17 protein-coding genes, 1 pseudogene and 1 riboswitch are annotated in these 21,060 nt (G+C 43.7%); of the genes and pseudogenes, 9 read left to right on the forward strand and 9 right to left on the reverse strand.

The window, feature by feature from the left end; translation table 11 throughout:
* Window positions 1-68: 68 nt before the first annotated feature.
* Window positions 69-722, reverse strand: a complete 654-nt coding sequence (gene ribB / locus PR766_RS06920) for a 3,4-dihydroxy-2-butanone-4-phosphate synthase (RefSeq protein WP_006659192.1) — start codon at window positions 720-722, stop codon at window positions 69-71.
* Between the two features lie 154 nt (window positions 723-876).
* A riboswitch (FMN riboswitch) is annotated at window positions 877-1,044 on the reverse strand.
* A 191-nt stretch (window positions 1,045-1,235) separates the two neighbouring features.
* Between ribB and ubiK the strand changes: the two genes are divergently transcribed.
* Window positions 1,236-1,514 (forward strand): ubiquinone biosynthesis accessory factor UbiK, encoded by a 279-nt coding sequence (ubiK, locus tag PR766_RS06925; RefSeq protein ID WP_006662951.1) that lies wholly within the window; start codon window positions 1,236-1,238, stop codon window positions 1,512-1,514.
* Window positions 1,515-1,602: 88 nt separating this feature from the next.
* Here the strand turns inward: ubiK and hldE are convergent, their stop codons facing one another.
* The 3 genes from hldE to PR766_RS06940 all read right to left on the reverse strand — a co-directional run bounded on the left by hldE (window position 1,603) and on the right by PR766_RS06940 (window position 6,943).
* Window positions 1,603-3,030 (reverse strand): bifunctional D-glycero-beta-D-manno-heptose-7-phosphate kinase/D-glycero-beta-D-manno-heptose 1-phosphate adenylyltransferase HldE, encoded by a 1,428-nt coding sequence (hldE, locus tag PR766_RS06930; protein ID WP_006659190.1) that lies wholly within the window; start codon window positions 3,028-3,030, stop codon window positions 1,603-1,605.
* Window positions 3,031-3,125: 95 nt separating this feature from the next.
* The gene (gene glnE / locus PR766_RS06935) at window positions 3,126-5,969 is read right to left on the reverse strand and encodes a bifunctional [glutamate--ammonia ligase]-adenylyl-L-tyrosine phosphorylase/[glutamate--ammonia-ligase] adenylyltransferase (protein WP_154636119.1); all 2,844 of its coding nucleotides are present in this window, start codon (window positions 5,967-5,969) and stop codon (window positions 3,126-3,128) included.
* Between the two features lie 11 nt (window positions 5,970-5,980).
* Window positions 5,981-6,943: a CYTH domain-containing protein gene (locus tag PR766_RS06940; protein ID WP_006662949.1), complete on the reverse strand. Its 963-nt coding sequence runs from the start codon at window positions 6,941-6,943 to the stop codon at window positions 5,981-5,983.
* A gap of 280 nt (window positions 6,944-7,223) precedes the next feature.
* Here PR766_RS06940 and PR766_RS06945 point away from each other — a divergent pair, with 280 nt between their 5' ends.
* Both PR766_RS06945 and PR766_RS06950 read left to right on the forward strand, forming a co-directional pair.
* Window positions 7,224-7,835 carry a TIGR04211 family SH3 domain-containing protein gene (locus tag PR766_RS06945; RefSeq protein ID WP_006662948.1) on the forward strand — a complete coding sequence of 204 codons (612 nt, stop codon included), beginning with the start codon at window positions 7,224-7,226 and terminating at the stop codon, window positions 7,833-7,835.
* A 10-nt stretch (window positions 7,836-7,845) separates the two neighbouring features.
* On the forward strand, window positions 7,846-9,087 hold the full coding sequence (locus PR766_RS06950) for a multifunctional CCA addition/repair protein (RefSeq protein ID WP_006659186.1): 1,242 nt from the start codon (window positions 7,846-7,848) through the stop codon (window positions 9,085-9,087).
* 51 nt (window positions 9,088-9,138) lie between these two features.
* Here the strand turns inward: PR766_RS06950 and folB are convergent, their stop codons facing one another.
* Window positions 9,139-9,498, reverse strand: coding sequence for a bifunctional dihydroneopterin aldolase/7,8-dihydroneopterin epimerase (gene folB / locus PR766_RS06955; RefSeq protein WP_006659185.1), 360 nt, complete (start codon window positions 9,496-9,498; stop codon window positions 9,139-9,141).
* Window positions 9,499-9,613: 115 nt separating this feature from the next.
* Between folB and plsY the strand changes: the two genes are divergently transcribed.
* Entirely contained in the window at window positions 9,614-10,267 is a 654-nt protein-coding gene (plsY, locus tag PR766_RS06960) for a glycerol-3-phosphate 1-O-acyltransferase PlsY (RefSeq protein WP_006659184.1), read from the forward strand.
* A gap of 295 nt (window positions 10,268-10,562) precedes the next feature.
* Window positions 10,563-12,095, forward strand: coding sequence for a methyl-accepting chemotaxis protein (locus tag PR766_RS06965; RefSeq protein ID WP_036968805.1), 1,533 nt, complete (start codon window positions 10,563-10,565; stop codon window positions 12,093-12,095).
* A 69-nt stretch (window positions 12,096-12,164) separates the two neighbouring features.
* Here the strand turns inward: PR766_RS06965 and tsaD are convergent, their stop codons facing one another.
* A complete protein-coding gene (tsaD, locus tag PR766_RS06970; RefSeq protein WP_006659182.1) occupies window positions 12,165-13,184 on the reverse strand; it encodes a tRNA (adenosine(37)-N6)-threonylcarbamoyltransferase complex transferase subunit TsaD in 1,020 nt (339 codons plus the stop codon).
* 353 nt (window positions 13,185-13,537) lie between these two features.
* Between tsaD and rpsU the strand changes: the two genes are divergently transcribed.
* From rpsU to rpoD, 3 genes and pseudogenes are all read left to right on the forward strand, one after another.
* Window positions 13,538-13,753 carry a 30S ribosomal protein S21 gene (rpsU, locus tag PR766_RS06975; RefSeq protein ID WP_001144069.1) on the forward strand — a complete coding sequence of 72 codons (216 nt, stop codon included), beginning with the start codon at window positions 13,538-13,540 and terminating at the stop codon, window positions 13,751-13,753.
* A gap of 117 nt (window positions 13,754-13,870) precedes the next feature.
* Entirely contained in the window at window positions 13,871-15,616 is a 1,746-nt protein-coding gene (gene dnaG / locus PR766_RS06980) for a DNA primase (protein ID WP_006659180.1), read from the forward strand.
* Between the two features lie 164 nt (window positions 15,617-15,780).
* Window positions 15,781-17,646: pseudogene (rpoD, locus tag PR766_RS06985) on the forward strand (RNA polymerase sigma factor RpoD); the annotation flags it as partial.
* An 89-nt stretch (window positions 17,647-17,735) separates the two neighbouring features.
* Here rpoD and PR766_RS06990 read toward each other — a convergent pair.
* Both PR766_RS06990 and PR766_RS06995 read right to left on the reverse strand, forming a co-directional pair.
* Window positions 17,736-18,137, reverse strand: a complete 402-nt coding sequence (locus PR766_RS06990) for a hypothetical protein (protein ID WP_036976007.1) — start codon at window positions 18,135-18,137, stop codon at window positions 17,736-17,738.
* 1 nt (window position 18,138) lies between these two features.
* The gene (locus PR766_RS06995) at window positions 18,139-19,470 is read right to left on the reverse strand and encodes an MFS transporter (RefSeq protein ID WP_154636117.1); all 1,332 of its coding nucleotides are present in this window, start codon (window positions 19,468-19,470) and stop codon (window positions 18,139-18,141) included.
* 98 nt (window positions 19,471-19,568) lie between these two features.
* Here PR766_RS06995 and PR766_RS07000 point away from each other — a divergent pair, with 98 nt between their 5' ends.
* Complete coding sequence (locus tag PR766_RS07000; protein WP_154636116.1) at window positions 19,569-20,462, forward strand: LysR family transcriptional regulator; 894 nt, start codon at window positions 19,569-19,571, stop codon at window positions 20,460-20,462.
* On the opposite strand, the gene PR766_RS07005 is transcribed toward PR766_RS07000, so the two are convergent.
* Window positions 20,463-21,059: an ATP-binding cassette domain-containing protein gene (locus PR766_RS07005; protein ID WP_006662943.1), complete on the reverse strand. Its 597-nt coding sequence runs from the start codon at window positions 21,057-21,059 to the stop codon at window positions 20,463-20,465.
* Between the last annotated feature and the right edge of the window lies 1 nt (window position 21,060).

Here is a 21,060-nt window from a genome sequence, read left to right on the forward strand (position 1 = left end):
AGGCCACAAAGGTGTGCAACTTTGTGGCCGATGACTCTATAGGCAAAGCGTTTTAAAAACTTAGCGAATTAACTCGCTTTTTTTTCCAACTGAAGACGATAGCTAGCTAAGTCCTCAATGGTGACAACTGTCATGTTGTGTTCACGAGCAAACTTCACCACATCTGGCGCACGCGCCATTGTGCCATCATCATTGGTCAGCTCACACAGTACTCCAGCAGGTTTGAAACCGGCTAATGTGGCTAAATCAATCGAGGCTTCTGTATGACCACGACGTGTTAATACACCACCTTCACGACCACGTAATGGGAATACGTGACCAGGGCGGTTAATATCCGCAGGCACTGCATTATCCGCAATCGCCGCTTTGATAGTCGTGATACGGTCTGCCGCAGAAACGCCGGTTGTGACACCTTTCGCAGCTTCAATTGTGACCGTAAAACCCGTTTGGTTTTGGCTGGTGTTTTTTTCCACCATCATCGGAATATCAAGCTGCTTACGGCGTTCTTCCGTAATGCATAGGCACACAATGCCGCTGCTATAGCGAATTGTCATTGCCATTTGCTCGGCGGTCATGGTTTCTGCTGCAAACACTAAGTCACCTTCATTCTCACGATCTTCATCGTCGAGAACTAAAATGCCTTTGCCTTGGCGCAGAGCTTCGATTGCATTTTCAACACGCTCGGTTGGATTACCGAATTCGGAAAGTAGCGTCTGATTCATGGTAAAAACCTTCTTTAATTAACAATATTTGAGTTACCAGAACCAGGGCAGTCTTAGGAGTACGAGAAATGAATAAACACCACGACCTACTAGCCGTTTAGCTATTCAATATGTAGAACAGTGTTGTACCTAAAAGATACAAACATGCAGATACAGTGATTCTCTCCCATCCGGACTATAACCGTCGGCTCCAGATTCACACTGGATCTGCTGACCTTTACTATCCATGACAATAATGCCAAAGATAACAAAGCGCTCGCGGGCTTCATGCGCGATGCATGTTACCGCCGGTGGGGACTTTCACCCCGCCCTGAGATTACGCAATTAATATAACTCCAATAATCCAATGGCGCAACGAACAAACGATAAACTGAAGACTTACTCACACTTTTCGCCAATAAAAACAAGATGAAACAGCACGTTTCTATAATAATAGAAGAAGGTGGTTTATTCATAACGCTGCAGGTATTACACTACCCCACATTATTTATTTTGAAACTGAAGGACCCGCGAATGCTCGATCCGAAAAAAATTGAACAAGTTGCTCGCCAAATTCAAGGTGCATTACCGAAAGGCGTGCGTGACTTAGGTGAAGACTTTGATAAAAAGCTCCGTTCACTGTTGCAATCTCAGCTTGGTAAATTAGATTTAGTCAGTCGAGAAGAGTTTGATATCCAAACACAAGTTTTATTGCGCACTCGTGAGAAACTGATGAAAATGGAGCAGCGTGTCAGCGCCCTTGAAGCCCGTTTCTCAGATGAAAAAGTGATTGAAGAAAAACAAGAAGATTGATTCAGTCACAAACAAAAAAGCCTAACTTCTGTACACATTTAAATGCAGACAAAAAGTTAGGCTTTTACTGATACCAATTAGTGTTTAATTATTTGGTTTTCATAATATTTTTAATGATATTGGTGGTTGAGATACCATCTTCGAAATTCAGCACCATCACTTGTCCACCCGCAGCCCAAACTTCCTTACTTCCGGCAATTTCATCTGGTTGATAATCGCCACCTTTTACTAAGATGTCAGGCAGAATTTCTGAGATCAAACGCTGCGGTGTATCTTCCTCGAATGGCACAACCCAATCCACGGCACCTAATGCACCCAACACAATCATACGTTGGTCTAATGGATTAACTGGACGAGTCTCCCCTTTTAAGCGGCGAGTCGATGCATCGCTATTTACCGCAACAATTAGTCGGTCACCGAGTTTACGGGCATTCGCCAGATATGAAACATGACCCGCATGGAGAATATCGAAACAGCCATTGGTCATCACCACGCGCTCACCACGCGCACGCGCATCGGCAACGGCTTGCTTAAGTTGGCTTTCGGTCATAACACCGAAACCATTTTCTGCGCGACCACGGATCGCATTTTCCAATTCAATCGGGGATACTGTTGACGTCCCTAATTTACCAACCACAACACCAGCCGCCGCATTCGCTAGCGCACAGGCTTCATGCAGTGGACGACCTGATGCAATCGATGCCGCTAACACGCCAATCACCGTATCCCCCGCACCAGTAACATCAAACACTTCTTGCGCTTCGGTCGGTAAATGTAATGGAGCCTCATTACGACGAATCAAGCTCATTCCTTGCTCTGAACGCGTGATTAATAATGCAGATAGCTCCAGAGATTCAAGAAGTTGCATCCCTTTTTCTTCCACATCTTTATTATCTTTACAACGCCCAACAATCGCTTCAAATTCAGACATATTTGGCGTTAGCAGCGTCGCACCACGATAACGCTCAAAATTATGACCTTTCGGGTCGATAAGAACAGGAACGCCAGCCTTATTCGCCAATGCAATCATCTTCTCAACTTCTGCCAATGCCCCTTTCGCATAGTCAGATAACACTAACGCACCAATGTGAGGCAACGCTTGTTCGATGCGTTCCAGCATTGGCTGAGCATCCACATTTTCGAAACCTTCTTCAAAATCGAGGCGGATAAGCTGTTGGTTGCGGGATAAAACGCGTAATTTAGTAATGGTTGGATGAGTTGGGATCGCCACGAAATCACAGCGTACATTCACGCCATTGAGATTCTCGGTGAGCGCTTTTGCTGCATCATCAATCCCTGTTAATCCAACCAAACGGGAGTTAGCACCAAGGGAAGCAATGTTCATTGCCACGTTAGCTGCACCACCAGGACGCTCTTCAACCATGGTCACTTTAACAACCGGAACCGGCGCTTCAGGTGAGATTCGATTAGTCGGTCCATGCCAGTAGCGATCTAACATTACATCACCAACAACAAGTACACCTGCTTGCTTATAATCAGGAAGGGTTACTTTCATCCCGCACTCCAGTTATGAAAAGAAAATCTACAATTAATTGCCGCCAATACTACCATATTGCACGATATCGCCTAAATAATTTGCTACCTAATCAATTACTCCAGCCATTTTCGCCAACTGGCTAACACCAGCGCTCGCTGAGTCGCAAATTGCTGGCTCTCTACGCGGCTTGGTAAAGATTGCAATGCAAGATGGTGCAATTCATTACGCATCGTCACATACGCTTGTGTTAAGCCATAAGCCTCTTCGTCTGGCATAAAATCGTACTGCGCCATTAATTCAAAGATGCGTACATTATCTGACCAGCGAGTTAAAGCCGGATTCTCTGTCGCAAAACGCAATACTAAATATTGAGCAATAAATTCAATATCCGTGATCCCACCAGGATCGGCTTTTAAATCAAACTCATTTTCCTGATGACTGCCCAAATGCTGATGCATCTTCACTCGCATATCTCGCACTTGTTCACGCAGCACATCGGGCTCTCGTGGCAAACATAAGGTTTCATGGCGGATTTGCGTAAATTTCTGTTGCAATGAACTATCACCGAAAACCATACGGGCGCGGATCAGCGCTTGATGTTCCCACGTCCACGCATCATTTTTTTGGTAATCATCAAAAGATTGAATGGTACTGACTAACATCCCTGACTCACCGGAAGGTCGAAGACGTGCGTCCACTTCATAGAGCACCCCTGAGGCTGTTCGGGTACTGAAAAGATGAATAATGCGTTGTGCGACACGCAAATAAAATTGTCGTGCGTCAATGGAGCGATCCCCTGTAGTGACCACATTCATTGGGCAATCAAACAGAAAAACCAAGTCTAAATCAGAACTGTAGCCCAGCTCCCATCCACCTAATTTACCGTAGCCTAAAACGGCGAATCCGTACTGTTTTTCATCAAGCTGAGCCAGATGAGCCGGTTCTCCGTAACGCTTCGCCATTTTTTGCCAAGCTTGATGTACCACAGCATCAATAATCGCCTCAGCCAGATACGTTAAGTGATCACTCACTTTCATGACAGGGAGCACCCCTGAAATATCTTCCGCAGCAATACGCAATAATTGCGCCTGTTTAAATTGGCGGAGGGCTTCTAATTGTTGCTCTTCATCATCATCCGGCACCCGCATAAGATATTGACGTAATTCATCTCGATAAGCGGTCAGTGGTAATGGCTGATACAGCGATTGCGGATCAAGCAATTCATCTAATAATAGTGGATGACGAGCGAGCTGTTCTGCAATCATCGGGGATGCTGCACATAGTCGAATAACGTGGGTTAACACCTCATCAAATTCGAGCATCAGTTCTAAGTATGTTGTCCGGCTAACAATACTTAACAATAATGGTGTAATGCGCTCGATAACTCGCCCTGCATCTTCACGCTCCCCAACTTTTGCCAGTAATTTAGGCATTAATTCATCAAGAACATCTCGACCTCGGGGACCGATGGTACGCTTATTGAGGTCGTGTCTGAACAGGTTAATGCCGTGGATCATTTTCTCAGCGACAAATTCATCTTTTGACGGTAGATAACTAGCAAGTTCTTCTTTAGAAAGCTCACTTTGCCACAACGTGATGTAGGCTTCATCGCACTCTTCTGCACGGTCTTCTTCATCATCGCTGCCAATTTGCTCCGCAAATATCTGATGCACTGAGGTCATCATAGCACTGAGCTGCTGGTAAAATTCAGACCAACTAGTGAATCCCATTCCCCATGTTAAACGCGCCTGATTTAAGGCGTCATCGGGTAATGTCTGGGTTTGTTGGTCATCAATGCTTTGCAATAAATTCTCCAATCGGCGCAGAAAAATATAGCTGTTTTGGAGCTGAATTACTTGTTGAGATGGCAAAAGTTCAAGTTCTTCAATCCCCTGTAATGCGGCGAACAAAGACTGAGACTGTAAAACGGGTTCTCTCCCACCACGAATCAACTGGAAAACTTGGGAAATAAACTCAATCTCACGAATACCACCAGCACCTAACTTGATGTTATTGATTAATCCACGACGGCGAACTTCCCGCTCAATCATGTTTTTCATGTTGCGCAGGGATTGAATCACACTGAAATCAATATAGCGGCGATAGACAAACGGACGTAATAATTTACGTAGCGTATCGGCATAATGAACGCTGTCAGGTCCCATAATACGCGCTTTGACCATCGCATAGCGTTCCCAGTCACGACCTTGTTCTTGATAATAATCTTCTAGGGCTGAGAAACTAAAAACCAATGGACCGCTGTCACCAAAAGGGCGTAAGCGCATGTCAACACGATAGACAAAACCATGAATGGTCACTTGGTCGAGAACTCGAATCAGTTTTTGTCCAAGACGCGTAAAAAATTGCGCATTATCCAGCTCTTTGCGCCCACCTTGGGTCACACCGTTTTCTGGATAAGCAAAAATCAGGTCGATATCAGACGAAAAGTTTAATTCTCTGCCACCCAGTTTTCCCATTCCCAGCACTAATAATGGCTGGGGATTTCCAGCTCGGTCACAAGGTGTTCCCCACAATTGGCAATAGGTTTTATATAACCAATCCCGTGCTGAGACGATCAAAACTTCAGCCAGTTCACTAAGTTGCACAATCGTCTCGCGTTGGGAACAGATTTCCAACGTTTGCATCCAAGCTATGCGCACTAACATATGATGACGAAAAGTACGCAGAACCTGCATCAAATGATCTTCATCAGTTACGCCTGCCAGAGTTTCTTCCAGCCAGTCTCCATAATATTTCCATTCATCGCCCATCGGAGGTTGAGTGCGAATCTGTTGTAAAAATCGAGAATGGGTAAGAACCTGTTTCAACGCAAAATCACTGAACGCTAAAAAATTCAGCTCATCTTCACTTAATGGGAGCAATGCTGAAGAGAGCTCCGAAAATTGACGAATAATACGTTGATGTTGGTCTTGCAAAAGTTCGGAAGAAAGCGGCATAGATTCAGTACCTATTCGACATCGGTATATGTTAAGGCGGTTAACCACTGAATAAAGGCTAATTTACATTTTAGCCATTGGCTACTGTAACAAAAATCTTCTGCACTGATCGTCTCGTCAGTCACATCCAAACGTAATTGTTCTAGAGGAAGGTCATGCACAAAATGCGGTGCCGAGTTTTGATAATGCACTAAAAATGCCTGAACAAAGCGCAAGAATTCACTTAATCCATGACGAGCATGTTCACCACCAGATAACCAATATTGCTCATGCTGCTGGCACAGTTGCTGCATGTGCAGCAATGATTTTTCAATAGGTTGCTCTTCATAATCAAACACGGATTCAGGGCGAACTAACGGTGCTGGTTCACTCATCAATAAGGAGTACCCACGGGCAGCTTTGCTCAGTGACGAAAGACTGAGACCATCGATATCAGCGAATTTTTTCGCCAAATTAAGCACATCCGCCACAAAACCTTGTTTTAGTTCCAATTCAAACTCTTGAATCGGGATATCTTTAGCCCCTGCTGAAACTTCCCCTTGATCGAATACAATTTCAATCTCGCTATCTTCAAACTTCACTAACCACTTTTCACGAGTAAAGTTTGTGCTAAACAAAACTTCTAGCTCTGATTCAAGTTGCGCCAAATCGGTGCCTTCGGGCCAAATCTCAGCGGGAAATGCAGAGAGGTTGATTTCAGGAGAATCGATTTCCACATTGTATTCTGGGCGCTGGTGTAACCCACTGATCACTTGACCTGCCGTTTTAATCGTCATTTCATAATGACCATCACAACCACGGATCCGTAGCCCCATATCCCATTGACGAAGCTGTCTTGTCTGCGTGTCAAAATAGATATTGGTCAGTTTGCGAGGGGCAAAATGCTGAGGTGAAAGTGTTGAAATACACTGGCGAACAGCATCAATAGCAGAACTCTGAGCCGCTAACTTGAGTTCAACTTCTATGTGGTTCATACATTTCCTTATTTAATAATTTCACTGCATCCATATTACCCCAATCCCTGATAGCAGAGAAAAGAAACCGCACAGAAACCAAAAATTCCATGCAATCCCTCCCTTTTAGAGAGTTATTTCGATAACGCACTAAAAAATTGAATTATCCAGTGACTTAGGAAGGTTCTCATTCTTATTCAACATTTACACAACTCTAAGCTTTAACGTTTGCACCAATAGGCTTTACTTATTAATATTTAATTAATAAGACACTCATTCACCCTAAAAAGATCACAACACTATGCGAAAAATTCCACTTTTATTTGTCTCAATCATGGGGTTAGGCCTTTCAATCACAGCAAACGCTGAAACACGCTACGTTTCTGAAGATTTATCGACTTATGTCCGTAGTGGTCCAGGCACCAACTACCGTATTGTTGGCTCGCTGAATGCAGGTGAATCTGTTGAACTGATTTCAGTTGATAATAAATTTGCCCAAATTAAAGATGGCAAAGGCAGAACGGTTTGGATACCTACAGATCAACTCAGTGACATCCCGAGTATGAAAAGCCGTATTCCTCAGCTAGAAGCTGAGAACCAAAAGTTACGCCAACAATTAGATAATATTGATAATACTTGGAATACCCGCACCGCAGACATGCAGCAAAAAGTGGCGGATAATGATAGCGAAGTTCGTCAGTTAAAAGCTGAAAATGAAAAACTGAAAAATGAGCTTATCAAGGCAGGTAAGAAATTAGATATTGCTGAAGTGAATCTGGATGACCGTCGCCGCGAATTGATTTTACAGTGGTTTATGTATGGTGGTGGCGTTGCTGGTGCGGGCTTAATTCTAGGTTTGCTGCTGCCGCACATTATTCCTCGTCGTAAAAAACGTAATGATGGCTGGATGTAAGAGAATTTAAATGAAAGTCTATCTCGTCGGTGGTGCGGTACGCGACAAACTACTGGGATTACCTATCTCAGATAGAGATTATGTGGTGGTAGGTACTACGCCAGAGGCGATGCTAGCCAAAGGTTTTCAACAGGTTGGTAAAGACTTTCCTGTCTTTTTACATCCCAAAACCCATGAAGAATATGCCCTTGCCAGAACTGAACGAAAAATCGGTTCTGGCTATACTGGATTTAGCTGTTATAGCGCGCCCGATGTCACCATCGAAGATGACCTTCTACGCCGTGATTTGACCATTAATGCCATTGCTCAGAGCGACACTGGAGAACTAATCGACCCTCATCATGGCGTACGCGACCTCAAAAACCGTGTTCTTCGCCATGTTTCTGATGCTTTTTTAGAAGACCCTCTGCGCGTTTTACGCGTAGCACGCTTTGCCGCTCGCTATTATGCACAAGGCTTTCGAATTGCTCCTGAAACGATGTTTCTGATGCAATCCATGTCTGAATCCGGTGAGCTCTCTCATCTTACGCCTGAGCGAGTTTGGACGGAAACACACAAAGCGCTCATGTCCAATTCGCCACAAATCTATTTCGAGGTTTTACGCGAGTGTGGGGCTCTTGCCATCCTATTCCCTGAAATTGATAACTTATTTGGCGTTCCAGCCCCTGAAAAGTGGCACCCTGAAGTGGATACTGGCATCCATATTTTGATGGTGATGCGCGTTGTGGCAACGTTATCGAAAGATATTGACGTTCGTTTTGCTGCACTATGCCACGATCTGGGTAAAGGCCTCACGCCTAAAGCCGTTTGGCCAAGCCATCCACAACATGGTGAAGCAGGGATCCCTTTGATCATCGATTTATGCGAACGCTACAAAATTCCGAGTAGCACCAAAGATCTCGCCTGCTTAGCTGCAAAATATCACGATATGATCCATGTAATTAATAAGCTTAATGCGTGCGATCTCGTTGGTATGTTCGATGGATTAGATAGCTGGCGTAAGCCTGAACGTATTTTACAGCTCGGCTTGGTGAGCGAAGCCGACGCCAGAGGTCGAGGTGGATTAGAAACACAAGCCTATCCCCAAGGGATATATTTACGCCAATCCTATGAGGTTGCCAAAGCGGTTGCTGTCAAATCAATTATTGAGCAAGGTTTTCAAGGCGCGCAAATTCGAGAGGAACTCACAAAACAGCGGATTCACGCCGTTGAAGAGTGGATAAAAAACCAACAGGTTATGGTTCAAAGATAAAATGAAAAATATTGGCGGTACTGACCGCCAACATCCACGAGGCAATCCCCATTAGCTGGTTTTTGTACCACGCTCAATCAGTACGCCCATGTTAGCAGCACGAGCAACAGCCCCTGGCTTAGATACTCGGATACGTACCCAAGGCGTGAAAAATTCATTCAGCAGAAGTTGAGCAACCTCTTCAGCAACTCGTTCAACTAATCCAAACTTATTCTGTTCTAAATAGCTAACAATGCGTTCGCTAACATCTGCGTAATTCAAGCACAATTCAACATTATCGCTCATCGCGGCCTGTTTATTGTCCCATCCCATTTCGATATCGAGCAAAAGTTTTTGTTCTATATCTTGTTCCCAGTCATATACACCAATGGTGGTGATGACTGATAATTGTTCAATAAATACGATATCCATCACGTCATTTTCTCGTTTATGTGCTGAATTGATACCACTTCAGGAAAAATGTGCGTATTATCCAAGACTGAAGTGAATTACATATAAATAGCTTAAACCGTTTTTGGAGTTAGTTATGAGTGCAATCGCGCTTGGCATGATAATTTTCGCCTATCTCTGCGGATCAATATCGAGTGCTATCTTGATCTGCCGTCTGGCAAGATTACCCGATCCCCGTCAACACGGCTCGGGTAACCCCGGTGCAACTAACGTCTTACGCGTCGGTGGTAAAGCCGCCGCAGCCTCAGTACTGATCTGTGACGTACTGAAAGGGATGATCCCTGTATGGCTTGCTTATTATTTAAATGTGCAACCATTCTATCTTGGCTTGGTCGCGATTGCAGCCTGCCTTGGACATATTTATCCCGTTTTCTTCCACTTTAAAGGCGGAAAAGGCGTTGCCACCGCATTTGGTTCTATTGCCGCTATTGGCTGGGATCTCTCTGGGTTAGTCGCGGGAACATGGCTGCTCACCGTATTACTTAGCGGATACTCGTCACTCGGTGCGATTGTTAGTGCACTACTCGCCCCCTTCTATGTCTGGTGGTTTAAGCCAGAATTCACGTTCCCTGTAGCCATGCTCTCGTGCTTAGTGTTAGTCCGTCATCATGCAAATATCCAACGCTTATGGCGTGGGCAAGAGAGCCGGATTTGGCAAAAACTGAAAAACAAAAAACAAAAGACCGCCAAAGAGATTGCTCAAGAACAACGTGACGATCATGATGAATAATCACTAAACATGAGCTATAAAAATCACCAACAATAAGGGCTAATTTTTAGCCTTTTTTGTTGTGACTAACCCGCCTTTTACATTCAGCCAAAACCCACTCTATTATCAAAAATTCCCCCTATTTTTTACTTCGCTCACTCACAAAATCTCACTTATTTTTGTACGTATTTACACCTACGTATAACTTAGCGCACACTTTTAAAAAATAGTTAAAAGATTGCAAATTTATTACTAATGAATAATTAAAAACTGTCGACTATATAAAGGAAAACTTAACTATAAAAGTGAATATAAAATGAGCAGAACTCCTTATGTAACTCAAAATGAACATATCTTAGATGAAGATATAACCCTGATGACCACAAGTGACCTTCAAGGGAATATTATTCACGCTAATGATTTCTTTGTGCAGGTGAGTGGGTATGATCTCGATGAATTAATGGGACAGCCTCACAATATTATTCGCCACCCTGACATGCCAAAAGAAGCATTTGCCGACATGTGGCGAACCTTAAAAATGGGTGAACCATGGACTGGAATAGTTAAAAACCGCCGTAAAAATGGCGACCATTACTGGGTTCGTGCCAATATTATTCCTATGCAACGAAAAGGCGTGATCACTGGCTATATGTCTATTCGGCTACGAGCCACACGCGATGAAATTGCCGCAGTCGAGCCGCTTTACAAATCACTCGTTGAAAATCGTAGTAATCGCCGTATTTATAAGGGGATCGTGCTACCCAAACGCCGTCGATTCTCGCTATCAACACTGTCTGTCCGTTGGCGCTGCCGACTTATCTCTTCCAGCTTATTCGCATTGTGGATGGTGATGGCAGGTTTATCGGGCTTATCAGGCAATGCGCTGCTTCTTTCCAGTTTGTTCACTTTTATCACCCTACTGCTGGGTAATGTGGTACTCGAACGCAGCTTTGCCAAACCACTTGAAAATATCATGTCCCAAGCACTCAGCGTAGCAAGGGGCAATCGTAATAGTATTACTCACATGAGCCGCGTTGATGAAATCGGACAAATTCTGCGCTCAATAGGTCAACTAGGCTTAGTGTGTCGTTGGCTAATCAACGATGTCTCAGAACAAGTCGATAATGTTCGCAAAGGAAGTGAGTCATTGGTTAGTGGTTGCAGTGAATTAGATACCCATACACAACGCACCGTGGGCTATATGCAACAAACCGCCGCCACCATGAATCAAATGGCGGTTTCGGTCAAAATGAACGCAGACAACACCCATAAAGCGGATGTTTTATCGAATGAAACCAGTGAAACAGCCGTTAATGGCGGTGCGATGATGGATGCCGTTGTCATGACGATGGATGAAATTGTACACAGTACCAGTAAGATAAACTCCATCACGGATGTGATTAAAGACATTGCATTCCAAACCAATATTTTGGCATTAAATGCCGCGGTTGAAGCTGCAAGAGCAGGTGAGCAAGGGAAAGGTTTTGCCGTTGTTGCCAATGAAGTTCGTAGCTTAGCCAGCCGTAGTGCCAGCGCAGTAAACGATATTCGCGAATTGATTAACAACTGTGAGAAAAAAGTCAGCTCAGGTAAGGATCAAGTCTATGCGGCGGGCAACACGATGAAAGAGATCGTGGGTCAAGTACAAAACGTCACCCAACTGATCACACACATCAGCCATGCGACAACAGAGCAAGCGTCTGGGATCTCCGATATCACGCAAGCGGTCAGTGAGCTGGAATCGATTACTCAGCAAAGTAGCTTATTAGTCGAGCAAAGCACTGAAACAGCAAGCCATGTAAAAGATCGTTCCATTCGTTTGGAAGATGCGGTCACTATTTTACATTAAAACGCTTTTGCATAAAAAATAGGGGCTGACGCAATACGCCAGCCCCTACTATCGCATCAAAATATGACGTTATTTTTCTAACGGTGGAAGTTCTGCAAGAGGCCAGCGAGGACGAACCGTCACGCCTAAACCTGCATTTGCCCCACCTTTTAGGCGAATCAATCCCGCTAATGCAATCATGGCACCGTTATCGGTACAAAATTCAGGGCGTGCATAGAAGACTTCCCCACCGCGCTGCTTCAAAACGTCTTCCATTTTAGCTCGTAATGCACGATTAGCGCTCACGCCGCCCGCCATGACCAAACGTTTAAACCCAGTTTGTTCAAGTGCACGTTTACATTTGATAGCTAATGTATCGACGACTGCATCCTCAAACGCGCGAGCAATATCCGCACGAGTTTGGTCATCATCATCATTTTCACGAATCGTATTCGCGGCAAATGTCTTTAAGCCTGAAAAGCTAAAATCTAACCCAGGGCGATCGGTCATTGGACGAGGAAAAACAAAACGTCCAGCAACCCCTTGCTGTGCCATACGAGATAAAACAGGTCCACCGGGATAATCTAAACCAAGCAATTTCGCCGTTTTATCGAATGCCTCGCCCGCGGCATCATCAATAGACTCACCGAGAAGCTCATATTCGCCAATACCTGTTACGCTAATTAGCTGGGTATGACCACCAGAAACCAACAGCGCCACAAATGGGAACTCTGGACTTTTCTCTTCCAGCATAGGCGCGAGCAAATGCCCTTCCATGTGATGCACTGCGACTGCCGGTACGTTCCATGCAAACGCTAACGCACGACCCACTGTCGCACCGACCATCAGAGCGCCTACTAAACCAGGCCCTGCGGTATACGCAACAGCATCGATATCTTCACGAGTTAAATTGGCTTCTTTTAGCGCAGCTTGAATCAGCGGCACTGTTTTACGGATATGGTCACGAGATGCTAATTCGGGTACGACGCCACCGTAATCAGCATGTACTTTAATTTGGCTGTATAACTGGTTCGCGAGTAGACCCAGCTCATCATCATAAATTGCGATTCCGGTTTCATCGCAAGATGTTTCAATACCTAAAACACGCATTGCACTACCCTTGTTTGTTGCATGGAGGCAAGTCTATCACTAAATTTGCGTCATCGCGCAATAAATGTCATGAAAACACGCAATTAATCCCAGCAAAAGGCTGACTTTCTTAGTTGTATAGTCTATAATCAGACCCCTGTAATAAAAATTTCGTGTGGCAAATTCTCATTATTATCTGGTTTTTCTCACTTTATTTATTAAAGCTGGGACGAAAACAGGCAATCTTGTGTGATTCAATTTTATACGGCACTTTACAAACCCGTACTCATTGAAGTAAAATTCCGCACCATTTTAAATGATGGCTGGTGAACAAAAACCAGCAACAAACCGATTTCTATTGAGGTGAGAGGCACATGCCGGTAATTAAAGTACGTGAAAACGAGCCATTCGACGTAGCACTGCGTCGTTTCAAACGTTCTTGTGAAAAAGCAGGAGTTTTAGCTGAAGTTCGTCGTCGTGAATTCTATGAAAAACCAACGACTGAACGTAAACGCGCTAAAGCATCAGCGGTAAAGCGTCACGCTAAAAAACTGGCTCGCGAAAACGCACGCCGTACTCGTCTGTACTAATTGATTGCGATTCTCATCGCAACCAACGCAGACAAGTAGTAGTTAGCAGTTAAAGGCCGTGCTTTCCTAACGGAAGCGCGGCTTATTATCGTTCATCAACAGGCGAAAAAGAGGCTTATGGCTGGACGAATTCCGCGTTCATTTATCAATGACTTACTCGCTCGTACCGATATCATTGATTTAGTCGATGCAAAAGTCCCGTTAAAAAAACAGGGTAAAAACCATCACGCTTGCTGTCCTTTTCATAACGAAAAAACACCATCGTTTACTGTCAATGGTGAGAGACAGTTTTACTATTGTTTTGGCTGTGGTGCCCATGGTAATGCCATCGATTTTCTGATGAATTACGACAAACTCGATTTTGTCGAAGCGATAGAAGAGTTATCCGCATTACATGGTCTGGATGTCCCTTATGAAAAAGGAACGGGAACCAGTCAAATAGAACTCCATCAGCGTCAAAATTTGTACCAATTGATGGATAAAATAAATCAGTTTTACTGCGCTGCCTTAAATCATCCCTCGGCGAATAAAGCCAAAGATTATTTAAGCCAACGTGGTTTAAGTGCAGACATTATCTCGCATTTTTCAATCGGTTTTGCTCCCCCTGGCTGGGACAACCTTTTAAAGAAATTTGCAGTGAATCCAGAAAGCCGTCAGCAACTTGATGAAGCGGGTATGCTGGTCACTAATGATAATGGTCGCGTATATGATCGCTTTAGAGAGCGAATCATGTTCCCTATTCGGGATCGTCGCGGTCGTGTGATTGCATTTGGTGGACGGGTATTAGGCGATGCCTTACCGAAATATTTAAACTCCCCCGAAACCGATATTTTTCATAAAGGTCGCCAGCTTTTTGGTCTTTATGAAGCCACGCAAAATAGTAGTGAGCTTGCAAAATTACTTGTTGTTGAAGGCTATATGGACGTTGTAGCACTCGCACAGTATGACATCCGCTATGCGGTTGCATCACTTGGCACCTCTACAACCTCTGAGCATATTCAATTGCTCTATCGTTCAACAGATACCGTAATTTGCTGTTATGACGGAGATAGAGCAGGAAGAGATGCCGCTTGGCGTGCACTTGAAAACGCCCTTCCCTATTTGACCGATGGTCGCCAACTCCGTTTTATGTTTTTGCCTGATGGCGAAGACCCAGATTCATTGGTACGCAAAGAAGGAAAAGACGCCTTTGAGCAGCGCATGGAAAATGCGCAAAGTCTTTCCACATTTTTGTTTGACTCTTTAGTCCCTCAAGTGGACTTAAAAACCCAAGAGGGTCGAGCAAAAATTAGTAAACTTGCTATCCCATTGATAAAACAGATACCGGGTGAAACTCTGCGCCTTTATATGGCACAAGAGCTAGGAAATTTCATTGGCGTACCGGATATTTCCCAAGTTCTTGCTATGATTGATAGAGAGAGCACTGAACCAGTTAACTATCAGGCACCCAAACTGAAACCAACAACAATGCGCATACTTATCGCGTTGTTGGTACAAAATCCGAACTTTTCGGAGCTTGTTCCCTCACTAGAGGGAATTGCCCATATCCAGATGCCGGGGCTTTCTCTATTTCAGGAATTGGTTGAAGTTTGCCGTTCCACCCCCGGAATGAACACAGGGCAGTTGCTAGAACGTTATCGCGATAATAATTTTGCGAAACAACTTGAAAAACTCGCAACATGGAACGATATAGAAATAGAGGAAATAGCGGAAAATACCTTTATAGATGCTCTAAATCATCTATTTAATAGCGCCCTCGATGAGCGTTTCGACTATCTAATAGCGAAAGAACGAACACAAAGGCTGACACCTGAAGAGCGCGAAGAAGTCCGTCTAATCACTCTTTCACGAGTGAAAACATAAAGCATCCAAAAAATAGTATACAAAACGGCTTAAGTGCCGCATATAACAAGGCAAATGCCTGTAAATGCTACGAAATATAAAGGGCGTAGCGCGTAGTCAAATGTCCCTTTAAATGTTCTTGTTGGCCGTTAGTTTCGCCGACCGACACCAATTTAAATACTCAGAAGTGTGGATACCGTCTTATGGAGCAAAACCCGCAGTCACAGCTTAAGCTACTCGTCACCAAGGGTAAAGAGCAAGGTTACTTAACTTATGCCGAGGTAAACGACCATCTGCCGGAAGATATCGTCGATTCAGATCAGATCGAAGATATCATCCAGATGATTAATGACATGGGCATCCAGGTCATGGAAGAAGCACCTGATGCCGATGATTTAATTTTGGCTGAAAATACTTCCGACACGGACGAAGATGCGGCAGAAGCCGCAGCTCAAGTATTATCCAGTGTTGAAAGTGAAATCGGCCGTACCACTGACCCTGTTCGCATGTACATGCGCGAAATGGGAACCGTCGAATTGCTCACCCGTGAAGGTGAAATCGACATTGCAAAACGTATTGAAGATGGTATCAATCAGGTTCAGTGCTCTGTCGCTGAATACCCTGAAGCTATCACCTACTTACTTGAACAGTATGACCGCGTTGAAGCTGGCGAAAGCCGCTTATCTGACCTGATTACAGGGTTTGTTGATCCGAATGCGGAAGAAGATTTAGCTCCTACAGCTACTCACGTAGGTTCTGAACTTCCACAAGAAGAGCTAGATGACGACGAAGAAGAAGATGATGAAGACGGCGATGACAGCGATAGCGATGACGACAACAGCATCGATCCTGAATTAGCACGCCAAAAATTTTCTGATCTTCGTGAACAGTATGAAAAAACGCGTACCCATATTAAACAATATGGTCGTAGCGATGCGAAAACTGTGGCAGCTATCGAGCAATTGTCCGAAGTTTTCAAAGAGTTCCGTTTAGTACCTAAGCAATTTGACTATCTGGTCAATAACATGCGTGAAATGATGGATCGCGTTCGTCTGCAAGAACGTACCATCATGAAACTGTGTGTTGAGCAGTGCAAAATGCCTAAGAAGAACTTCATTACCCTATTCAGCGGCAATGAAACCAGCGAAACTTGGTTAACCGCAGCAAAAGCGATGAACAAGCCGTGGTCTGAAAAACTGCTGGAAGTGGAAGAAGAAGTTCTGCGTTGTCTGCAAAGACTGCGTCAAATCGAAGAAGAAACGGGCCTGACAATTGAACAGGTTAAAGATATCAACCGTCGTATGTCTATCGGTGAAGCGAAAGCGCGTCGTGCGAAGAAAGAAATGGTTGAAGCAAACTTACGTCTGGTTATCTCTATCGCGAAGAAATACACCAACCGTGGTCTGCAATTCCTTGATTTGATTCAGGAAGGTAATATCGGTCTAATGAAAGCGGTTGATAAGTTTGAATACCGCCGTGGTTATAAGTTCTCAACTTATGCAACATGGTGGATCCGTCAGGCTATTACCCGTTCTATCGCTGACCAAGCACGTACAATTCGTATTCCGGTTCACATGATTGAAACTATCAACAAATTGAACCGTATCTCTCGTCAAATGCTGCAAGAAATGGGCCGTGAGCCATCGCCAGAAGAACTGGCAGAACGCATGCTAATGCCGGAAGATAAAATCCGTAAAGTACTGAAGATTGCGAAAGAACCAATCTCCATGGAAACGCCAATCGGTGATGATGAAGATTCACATTTAGGCGATTTCATTGAAGATACCACATTAGAGTTACCGTTAGATTCTGCAACATCAGAAAGCTTACGTTCGGCAACTCATGAGGTTCTGGCTGGCTTAACCGCTCGTGAAGCAAAAGTTCTGCGTATGCGTTTCGGTATCGACATGAACACTGACCACACCCTTGAGGAAGTGGGCAAGCAGTTTGATGTAACCCGTGAACGTATTCGTCAGATTGAAGCAAAAGCGCTGCGTAAATTACGTCACCCAAGCCGCTCAGAAGTTCTGCGCAGCTTCTTAGACGAATAAGCAATAACCGTCTTCAAGTCTAAAAAATCAAACACCTGCTCCGGCAGGTGTTTTTTTATTCAATAACCGCTAAAAAACATATTTTCCTATTAAGCCACTAATATTGGCGTTTCGTGCAGATACAGCCAATGATATTTCCCATCTTCAATTTTTATACACACTGTCGACGTGCGACTATTTTCTTTGCCAGCCAAGGTCTGATGTTCTAAATATTGTATCCAATATGTATTGCCATCACACTCAAACAGCGGCTGAATATTTCTAATTTCAATAACTAATGAAGGTCTAACACCTCTGTTTTTACTAAACAACTCAGATGCCTGCTGTGCATTCATCGAGGCACCTTGAATAGTGACCATTTTAAATGTCTTATCAAAGCTCCCTAATAAAGCCTGAAGACTTTCACCTTGATCTCGCCCCGTAAATACATCCTCAATGAGCATATGGACATCAATAATATTCTGTATAGCTAAAGACATTTGTGGATTCATTTTATTTTCCTTTAAATACTGAAATTAACGATAGCAGACCCAACAGTGCTGCAATAAAAAAAGTATATTGGTAACGAATTAACTCTGATGAAAATGAAATAAGGTTAAACACTGAAATAAGTACGACCGTCCCTACACTGAAAGCTACCTGACGGTTAATATTCCACAACACGCTACCTTGCAGTAAATCTTTATCTTTAAAATCAATTAATGCACTAATTTGAGCCGTATTTGCACTTATTCCCCCGCCCATTCCCATCAATAAATAAGCAGTAATCAATAATGCTAACTGACTTTGACTGTCTATCCAGAACAGCGTAAGAATCCCAACACTGTGCAAAATAATCCCCACCACAAAGAGGTTTCTCTTACCAATACGATGATAAAAATAGCCTCCTGTCACCATGGAGATCAGAGCGCCAGCTGCATATACCAGCATAAACATGCCTGTTTGCTGCGCATTAAACCCAATATTATTTTGTAAGTTAAAAATATTCAGTAAATTAACACCGGTGAAAATTCCAGGCACCGCGTAATAAACAATAAATCCATTACGTAAATTATAATTCTTCAGTAATAGCAAATTTAAAATAGGCGCTCGGCATTTTTGGGCATATTTTAAATATATCCTCAGTAAAGCCGCAGAGACGCCAAAACTCAATAAAGCCAATACCCAACTTTGCTCATCGTTATACAGAGTAAATGAAAGTAATAAACCCAACAAACTGAGACTCACTAGCAGTAAGCCGATAATATCGGGCTTTTCTCGAAGTTGTTTTTCACCATCCTTGACCCAGACCCATGCAAGTATTGATGCTAATAATGCGAATGGAAGATTGGCAAAGAAGACCCAACGCCATGAAAATGAATCAATAATCATACCGCCAATTGCGGGTGAAAATGCAGGCGCAATTAAGGCAACAGTCATAATCAAAGTCGATATTTTTTGGCGTTCTTGATTGGGAAATAGCCCAAACACTAATGCTTGCCCAACCGGAATTAATAATCCGCCAGAAACGCCTTGAATAAAGCGCCAGAAAATTAAACTATAAATCGAATCACTGAGCCCACATAACCCAACGGAAAGCGAAAATAGCAACATGGAATACGTGAGTAGCTTTCTTTCTCCCAAACGTCCAGCCAGCCATAAGCTAATGGGCATAATCAGCACTAACCCTAAAATATAAGCATTGGCGACCCAAGCCACCATCGACTGGCTTGTCGAAAAAGCTGATGCAATATCAGGCAGCGCAATAGCAGACATAAAAATGTTAATACAATCAATAAAAAAACCGAGAAGAAATACTGTCGCAATTTGATAACGATATGACATGGTGACCTCCGGTTGCAAAGAGTAGAGCTCAGCCCTTCTCCTGTCGATGCAAAGGAAGTAAAATCATTGTTTAATTCAATCAAACAATCGAGTTGATTATGCAAAAAAATCTCAAGCAAATTACCAGCTTTCTTCAAGTTGTCGATTCCGGCTCTTTTACAAAGGCTGCCGAGGTTTTAGGACTAAGTCGCTCGATGGTAAGTATTGATATAAAACAGCTAGAAAAAAGCTTAAATGTCAGCTTATTGGTGCGAAATACACGCAATATTGCACTCACTGAGGTAGGAAAACATTTCTACGATGATTTTAAACGGATTCAATTACAGATTGAGGAAGCGTTTGAAAGGAATCAAAACTTAGCGACCAATATTACGGGGACATTGCGCTTTTCTTCCACAAACGAATTTGGGCAACGTTATGTTTTGCCACTGATTCCAGAATTTTGCCGGCAATATCCTCAACTGCGTCTGCAATACAGTTTCAATTCATCTTTTGATGATTTATTGGCAGAAAAACTCGATATTGCCATCCGCTTAGGAAATTTAAAAAACTCCTCCCTAAAATCGAGAAAATTAGGGGAATATGCCATTTATTTAGTCGCAACCGCGGAATTTCTCGAACAATATCAGGTTGAAAATGTGGATGATTTAGCCAATATTCCGTGGATCACCCATACTTTGCTGAACTTACAAGATAGCCAATATGCTCTACAGAACCGTCACGGTGAAAAGTTTGAGTTGCCTCTATTAAACAGCCAGTACGAATCTAATTCCGCAGAAACTATCCGCCAGCTTGCATTAGCATCACTCGGTGCCGCTATTTGTCCGGCATGGCTAGTTGAAGAGGATTTAAATGCTCATCACTTAATCCGTTTACTTCCAGATCTTGAACTCCCCAAACAAAATATTCAGCTGCTCTACCCGAACACCCAAAATCTCCCCGCTAAAACACGGGCATTTATTGATTTTTTGGTTAAAAAAATCGATCTGTGATTAGGCTTCAGCCACCGTCCATACCTTGGTACACACTTTCTCTAACAGCGCTTTATTGTGGCTAAAAACAATCATTGCCAGAGGACGTTGCTGTGAAATACGGATCAAATGCTGCCACACTTCCTTTTGTAAATGCGCATCTAATTGGGCAGTCATCTCATCTGCGATTAATACTTGAGTGCGGGGATCGAGTGCGCGAAGCAGCGCAATACGTGCTAACTCTCCACCCGATAATTCACTTGGGCGCCGTTCTAGCCATTGAGGTTTTATCGATAACCAATCTAGCCATTGGGCATCCGGCTCCCATGCATCGCGTACACTGGAACCTACGGTACGATAAGGATTAAAACTTTTTTCTGGGTGCTGCGGGACTAGCTGAATAGGGCAATAACCGCGATGAGGAACAGGTTCACCATTCAATAAAACTTGCCCATCAGTGGGTTTTTGCCACTGCCCAAGCACTCGTCCTAGCGTCGTTTTCCCAAATCCACTGGGAGCGGAAATGCCAAGCCGTTCATTATCTACCAATGACAAATTCAGGTTATCCCACAGCACTCTGCCTGCCTGTTCAATACGCAAGTTTTGTATTTCTAGCATC

The sequence above is a fragment of the Providencia sp. PROV208 genome (assembly GCF_028479465.1).
Lineage (GTDB): Bacteria > Pseudomonadota > Gammaproteobacteria > Enterobacterales > Enterobacteriaceae > Providencia > Providencia alcalifaciens.